Consider the following 6904-nt stretch of genomic DNA (forward strand, 5'->3'; position numbering starts at 1 on the left):
TCATGGCTCAGGTAAATATGCGTGACCTGCTGAAAGCAGGCGCCCACTTCGGTCACCAGACTCGTTACTGGAACCCGAAAATGTCGAAGTTCATCTTCGGCGCTCGCAACAAGATTCATATCATCAACCTTGAGCAGACTGTTCCTGCCATGAACGATGCGTTGAACTTCGTTCATAACCTCGCGGGCAACAAGAACAAGATCCTGTTCGTTGGCACCAAGCGTGCGGCGGCCAAGATCATCAAGGAAGAAGCACTGCGCTCCAGTCAGCCATACGTGAACCATCGCTGGTTGGGCGGCATGCTGACCAACTACAAGACCATTCGCCAGTCAATCCGTCGCTATCGCGACCTGGAAGCACAGAGCCAGGACGGTACGTTCGACAAGCTGACCAAGAAAGAAGCTCTGGATCGTACCCGCGAAATGGACCGTCTTGAGCGTTCAATCGGCGGTATCAAGGACATGGGTGGCCTGCCGGACGCCATGTTCGTGATCGATGTTGACCACGAGCGTATCGCCATCAAGGAAGCCAACAAGCTGGGCATTCCTGTGATCGGCGTTGTTGATACCAACAGCGACCCTGACGGCGTTGATTACGTGATTCCGGGCAACGACGATGCCATCCGCGCGATCCAGATTTACGTGCAGGCCGTTGCTGAAACCTGCATCGAAGCGGCCCAGTCTGCCGGTGCCGGCGCTGACGAGTTTGTAGAAGTCAGCGAAGACGCGGAAGGTGCTGCTCCCGCTGCGGAGTAATAGTTCCTTCGCGAACAGGTTGTAGGGTGTGCCCGTAGTTTACCTCCGGGCACACCGGTCCAGAATTCGGAACAGTTAAGAGGAATGAACATGGCTGCAATTACTGCTGCAATGGTCAAAGAGCTTCGTGAGCGCACCGGCCTTGGCATGATGGAATGCAAAAAGGCATTGGTGGAAGCTGGCGGAAGCGTTGATGCCGCAATTGAAGAGCTGCGTAAGTCTTCCGGCCTGAAGGCTGCCAAGAAGGCGGGTCGTACCGCTGCTGAAGGTGTTTCCCTGATCAAGGTGTCTGACGACAACACTGTCGCTTACATCCTGGAAGTGAACTCCGAGACTGATTTTGTTGCTCGTGATGACAACTTCATGAATTTCGCCAACGACGTTCTGAATGTTGCGTTTGAGAACAGCAGAACAGACGTTGCCGAACTGATGGAAGGCGATCTGGAAGCCAAGCGTGAAGCGCTGGTTCAGAAGATCGGCGAGAACATCACCGTTCGTCGTATCGTACGGGTGGAAGGCCCGGTTGTGGGTGCTTACGTTCACAGCACCAACAAGATTGCGTCTGTTGTGGCCCTCACCGCAGGCAGCGCTGAAGTTGCTCGGGACGTTGCCATGCACGTTGCCGCTGTTAACCCGCGGGTTGGCAAGCCGGAAGACATGCCGGCCGACGAGCTTGAGAAAGAAAAAGCGGTCATCAAGGCCCAGCCTGATATGGAAGGCAAGCCTGCTGAAATCGTCGAAAAGATGATGGGTGGCCGGATCAAGAAATTCCTGGCGGAGAACAGCCTGGTCGAGCAGCCGTTCGTCAAGAATCCTGACCAAAGCGTGGGTCAGCTGATTAAGGACAACGGCGGTGAGCTGGTTAGCTTTGTTCGCCTGGAAGTCGGTGAAGGTATCGAGAAGGAAGAAGTGGATTTTGCGGCAGAGGTCGCTGCTGCGGCAGGTACCGGCAAGTCCTGATCCTTCTGACAGGTGCCAGGGCGATGTCCGGGGCACCTTCCAAGTCTGCCACGTTAGCCGGAATTTTCCGGTTCTCGTGGCGGGCTTGTATCTGAGATACCCCTTTTTATTGAGGAGTATGTCAGATACAAGCCTGAGAAGCTTGTCCTGCCAGGCACCAAGCCAGACACATAGAAGGGGATCCTCATGCCGAAGTCGTCCAATACCCAGCCCAGATACAAACGCGTCCTGCTCAAACTCAGTGGTGAAGCCTTGATGGGCGAGCACGATTTTGGCATTGATCCAAAAGTGCTTGATCGGATGGCATTGGATATTGGTTCGCTCATTGGCATTGGTGTTCAGGTAGGCCTGGTCGTTGGCGGCGGCAATCTGTTTCGCGGTGCGGCGTTGAACGCCGCTGGCATGGACAGGGTGACCGGCGACCATATGGGCATGCTGGCAACGGTCATGAATGGACTGGCTATGCGTGACGCCCTGGAGCGATCCAATATCCGTACCCGGGTTATGTCCGCCATCCCTATGAGTGGTATTGTTGAGCATTATGATCGCCGCCGGGCGGTACGCGACCTGAAAGACGGCGATGTGGTGATTTTCTGTGCAGGCACCGGTAACCCGTTCTTTACGACCGACTCAGCCGCTTGCTTGCGGGGAATCGAAATTGAAGCGGATGCCGTGCTGAAGGCAACCAAGGTTGATGGCGTTTATTCCGCCGATCCCTACAAGGATCCGACTGCGGAAAAATACGATCGTCTCACCTATGACGAAGTGCTGGACAAAAAGCTGGGCGTGATGGATCTGACCGCTATATGCCTTGCGCGAGATCATGGCATGCCTCTCCGGGTCTTCGACATGAACCGCTCTGGCGCGCTGACCCGTATCGTGACCGGAGAGTCGGAAGGCACACTGATTGAATAATCTGATTGAGACATTTTGTACAACGAATCCGAGGACGCTGCAGTGATTGACGATATTAAAGCTGATGCTGAAAAGAAGATGAAGAAAAGCCTTGAATCCCTGAGCTGGGCTTTCAACAAGATCCGTACCGGGAGAGCACATCCGTCCATCCTGGACAGCGTAACCGTGGATTACTACGGCCAGGAGACACCGCTCAAGCAGGTGGCGAGCGTGAACGTTGAGGATAACCGTACGTTGGCTGTGTCGCCCTGGGAAAAGCCGCTGTTACCGAAGATCGAAAAAGCGATCATGATGTCGGATCTGGGTCTGAACCCTTCCAACAACGGTGAGGTTATTCGAATTCCCATGCCGATGCTGACCGAGGAAACCCGTAAGGAAATGGTCAAGCAGGCCAGGGCTGATGCGGAGCACGGCAAGGTTTCCGTCCGCAACGCGCGTCGTGATGCCAACAGCACGCTGAAGGAGCTGCTGAAGGAAAAAGACATCAATGAAGACGAAGAGCGCTTCGGTGAGGAAGAGATCCAGAAGTTGACCGACCGTTATATCGCTGAGATCGAGAAGCAGCTCAAGGCCAAGGAAGAGGACCTGATGGCTGTCTGATCAGCCGGTCCAATTCAGCACAATGATCAGCCGGTGCCATTGCAGTTGTCCGGTATCGGCTGAACAGGGGATTGCATGACGGAAAGTGTATCCGCAGAGATTCCGGTTTCGGCTGGTAGCCGGCCCCGGCATGTGGCCATTATCATGGATGGTAACAATCGCTGGGCAAAAGCCCGGCGACTGAAAGGTGTCGCCGGCCACAAGGCCGGCGTAAAAGCAGTGAGATCAGTGGTTGAAACCTGTGCCCGGGAAGGGGTGGAGGTACTTACCCTGTTTGCGTTTTCCAGCGAGAACTGGCGCCGTCCCGAGGATGAAGTGTCGGCCCTGATGCGCCTGTTCCTGTTTGCGTTGGAGCGGGAAGTCAAAAAGTTGCACCGCAACGACATCTGCCTGCGCATTATCGGCGATCGCTCCGCGTTTAGTACAAACCTGCAGGAACATATGGAGCGCGCCGAGGCGCTTACTCGCGACAATACCCGGATGACGCTGGTTATCGCCGCTAATTATGGCGGGCATTGGGATATCACCCAAGCCAGTCGTAAAGTGGCTGAGAAGGTCCGTTCTGGAGAGCTGGCGCCCTCCGACATCACCGATGACCTTATTCAGCAACATCTGTCTATTGGTGACTTGCCCATGCCGGACCTGATGATTCGTACGGCTGGCGAGCAACGCATCAGCAACTTCATGCTCTGGCACCTGGCCTATACCGAACTGTATTTTTCTCCCGTTTACTGGCCCGATTTCCAGGCGCAGGAAATGGGGCAGGCGTTGCAGGCATATGCGGGTCGGAAACGCCGTTTTGGTCAGACAGACGACCAGATAGCCAGCGTTTCGTCAGAACAATAACGACAAGATAGCGAACGATATCGTGCTTAAAACCCGTATTATTACCGCGCTTATCCTGGCCCCCATCGCGATTGGCGGAATTTTCTTCCTGCCGCCCCTGGGGTTCGCCCTGTTTACCGGGGCCATTATTACCGTTGGTGCCTGGGAGTGGGCCAACATGTCCGGCCTGACTGCGCCCGCGGCCCGTGTTGTATATGCCCTTGTGGTCGCGGCGGTGCTGTACGGACTGCTGAACGTTCCGGCAGTTGCGGTGCTTTGGCTGGCATTGTTCTGGTGGGTACTGAGTTTCCTGCTGGTAAGAAACTACCCCGGCGGTTCAGAGCGCTGGGGCGGCGTGCCTGCCCGTGCCCTGATGGGCCTGTTGGTGCTGGTTCCCGCGTGGGTAGGGCTTAACCATCTTCGCACTGGCGGCTTTCAGTTCGGCGACAGTGCCAATAACCTCCTACTGATTCTTTATGTTTTCTGCGTGGTCTGGGTCGCGGATATCGGCGCCTATTTTGCCGGCCGTGCGTTTGGCAAAGCGAAGCTTGCACCCAGGGTCAGTCCGGGAAAATCCTGGGCGGGTGTCTGGGGTGGTCTGGTGGCGGTCGCGATCTTCGCAATTGTGATCAGTGTGCTGGCCTCAGCCACCACCATGCAGTTGCTGCTTCTGGTTGTTGCCAGCCTGATTACCGGTGCCGTTTCCGTGCTTGGCGATCTGCTGGAAAGCATGCTGAAACGTTTCAGGGGTATTAAGGATAGCAGTCAGCTATTGCCGGGCCATGGCGGTATCATGGACAGAATCGACAGCCTGACGGCTGCCATCCCGGTGTTCGCCCTGATCATCACGCTGATGGGTTGGTTGACGACGGGGCAATGGTGACTATTGTGAAACGTCGTGTTTCGATACTTGGTGCGACGGGCTCCATTGGCCTGAGTACACTCGATGTGATTCGTCGCCACCCGGACCGGTTTTCGGTTTCAGCGCTAACCGCCAGTACCAGTGTCGACAGCATGGTGGAACTCTGCCATGAGTTTCGTCCGAGGTATGCCGTCATGGCCGATGAAAATGCGGCTGAAGCGTTGTCCCGTGCGTTAAGTGATTTGCCTGCCGTCCTGGTTCTCGGCGGCTCGGAAGCGTTATGCCAGGTTGCGGGCGATGATGATTCCGATACGGTTATGGCGGCGATCGTTGGAGCCGTGGGATTACCGCCTACGCTTGCTGCAGTGAGGGCGGGTAAGCGCGTTTTGCTTGCCAACAAGGAAGCACTGGTTATGTCGGGCAAGCTGTTTATGGATGCCGTTCTGGCGTCGGGTGCAGACGTTCTGCCGATCGACAGTGAACATAACGCCATCTTCCAATGTATGCCGCCGGACAAGATCCGGGATACCCGTGGTGCGGGTATTACTCGCATTCTGCTTACTGCCTCCGGTGGGCCGTTTCGAACTCACTCGGCCGAATCCCTGCGCAATGTGCTGCCTGCCGAGGCCTGCAATCACCCCAACTGGTCGATGGGGCAGAAGATCTCAGTCGATTCCGCGACCTTGATGAACAAGGGGCTGGAGCTGATAGAAGCATGCTGGCTGTTCAATACCACGCCGGAAATGATTGAAGTGCATGTCCACCCGGAGAGCATCATTCATTCGATGGTTGAGTACGCCGATGGGTCCGTTCTGGCGCAGCTTGGTAGTCCCGACATGCGCACACCCATTGCTAACGGTCTCGCGTGGCCCGAAAGAATTGAAGCCGGTGTTGCTCCGCTGGATCTGTTTCGCATCGGGCAGTTTCACTTTGAGCGCCCGGACCTGGAGCGCTTTCCGTGCCTGAGGTTAGCAGCGGAGGCGTTCCACGAGGGTGGAACGGCACCAGCGGTAATGAATGCTGCGAACGAAGAGGCTGTGTCGGCCTTTCTTTCCGGTAACCTGTGTTTTGCGGATATCCCCCTTATCATAGAGCGTACGTTGGCAGCCACCGAGGTTGTACCGGCAGACAGTTTCGATACCATCTTCGCGAAGGATGCCGAGGGCAGGGCTGTCGCACGGGAACAGATACAGGCGCTGGCTGTCTGAACCATGCGAGTCCTGAGAGGCGGTTCTATCATCACCAACAGAGAGCATTATGCAGATCGTTGAAACCGTATTGGCGTTGATACTCACGCTGGGCATTCTGGTGACGCTCCATGAAGCTGGTCACTTTTGGGTGGCTCGCCGCTGCGGTGTCAAGGTTTTGCGGTTTTCTGTTGGTTTCGGGAAGCCTCTGTTTTCGTGGTACGACCGGCAGGGCACCGAGTTTGCGGTTGCGGCGATCCCTCTCGGTGGCTACGTGAAAATGCTGGATGAGCGGGAAGGGCCGGTGCCCGAAGAGCTCAAGGATCAGGCGTTCAATGCCAAGCCCCCATCGAAACGTATCGCTATTGCTGCCGCTGGGCCCATAGCGAATTTCCTGTTTGCCATTGCTGCCTACTGGCTGCTCAGCGTGGTTGGTTTCACCACGGTTGCGCCCATTGTAGGCGACGTCAGTCAGGGCAGTGTCGCGGAACGGGTCGGGCTCACCAGCGGCATGGAAATCCACCAGGTCGACGGCCGTCGTGTGACATCCTGGCGCGACGTGAACATGCGCTTGCTTGAGCGCACGGGTGAGTTTGGTGAGGTAACCATCGATGTCTCGCAGAACGGTAACCGCGGGACTCTGCGGGGAGCTCTGGATGGCTGGAGTCTAAGTAAGGACACGCCGAACCCGTTGAATGAGTTTGGTGTGACGCCCTGGCGGCCCGACGTACCGGCAGTGCTGGGGGAGATATCACCGGGTGGCCGGGCTGAGGCCGGCGGGTTGAAATCCGGCGACCGAG

At 56.4% G+C, this 6904-nt stretch carries 8 protein-coding genes; all 8 read left to right on the forward strand.

What is annotated here, in order from left to right; all coding sequences use genetic code 11:
• Positions 1–2 precede the first annotated feature (2 nt).
• The gene (rpsB, locus tag B3M52_RS07470; RefSeq protein ID WP_036206122.1) at positions 3–755 is read left to right on the forward strand and encodes a 30S ribosomal protein S2; all 753 of its coding nucleotides are present in this window, start codon (positions 3–5) and stop codon (positions 753–755) included.
• Positions 756–845: 90 nt separating this feature from the next.
• The gene (tsf, locus tag B3M52_RS07475; RefSeq protein WP_036206125.1) at positions 846–1715 is read left to right on the forward strand and encodes a translation elongation factor Ts; all 870 of its coding nucleotides are present in this window, start codon (positions 846–848) and stop codon (positions 1713–1715) included.
• 186 nt (positions 1716–1901) lie between these two features.
• Positions 1902–2630 (forward strand): UMP kinase, encoded by a 729-nt coding sequence (gene pyrH, locus B3M52_RS07480; RefSeq protein WP_007151790.1) that lies wholly within the window; start codon positions 1902–1904, stop codon positions 2628–2630.
• A 42-nt stretch (positions 2631–2672) separates the two neighbouring features.
• A complete protein-coding gene (frr, locus tag B3M52_RS07485) occupies positions 2673–3230 on the forward strand; it encodes a ribosome recycling factor (RefSeq protein ID WP_036206897.1) in 558 nt (185 codons plus the stop codon).
• A gap of 75 nt (positions 3231–3305) precedes the next feature.
• Positions 3306–4076: a polyprenyl diphosphate synthase gene (gene uppS, locus B3M52_RS07490; RefSeq protein WP_036206128.1), complete on the forward strand. Its 771-nt coding sequence runs from the start codon at positions 3306–3308 to the stop codon at positions 4074–4076.
• A 22-nt stretch (positions 4077–4098) separates the two neighbouring features.
• Positions 4099–4938, forward strand: coding sequence for a phosphatidate cytidylyltransferase (locus B3M52_RS07495; RefSeq protein ID WP_075194517.1), 840 nt, complete (start codon positions 4099–4101; stop codon positions 4936–4938).
• Complete coding sequence (gene ispC / locus B3M52_RS07500; protein WP_174447637.1) at positions 4932–6125, forward strand: 1-deoxy-D-xylulose-5-phosphate reductoisomerase; 1194 nt, start codon at positions 4932–4934, stop codon at positions 6123–6125. The genes B3M52_RS07495 and ispC overlap by 7 nt, the downstream gene beginning before the upstream one ends.
• 49 nt (positions 6126–6174) lie before the next feature.
• Positions 6175–6904, forward strand: a 730-nt coding sequence (gene rseP, locus B3M52_RS07505) for an RIP metalloprotease RseP (RefSeq protein WP_286749354.1), incomplete at its 3' end; no start/stop codon positions are given.

The sequence above is a fragment of the Marinobacter sp. UBA2688 genome, from assembly GCF_002352785.1.
GTDB classification, from domain to species: domain Bacteria; phylum Pseudomonadota; class Gammaproteobacteria; order Pseudomonadales; family Oleiphilaceae; genus Marinobacter; species Marinobacter salarius.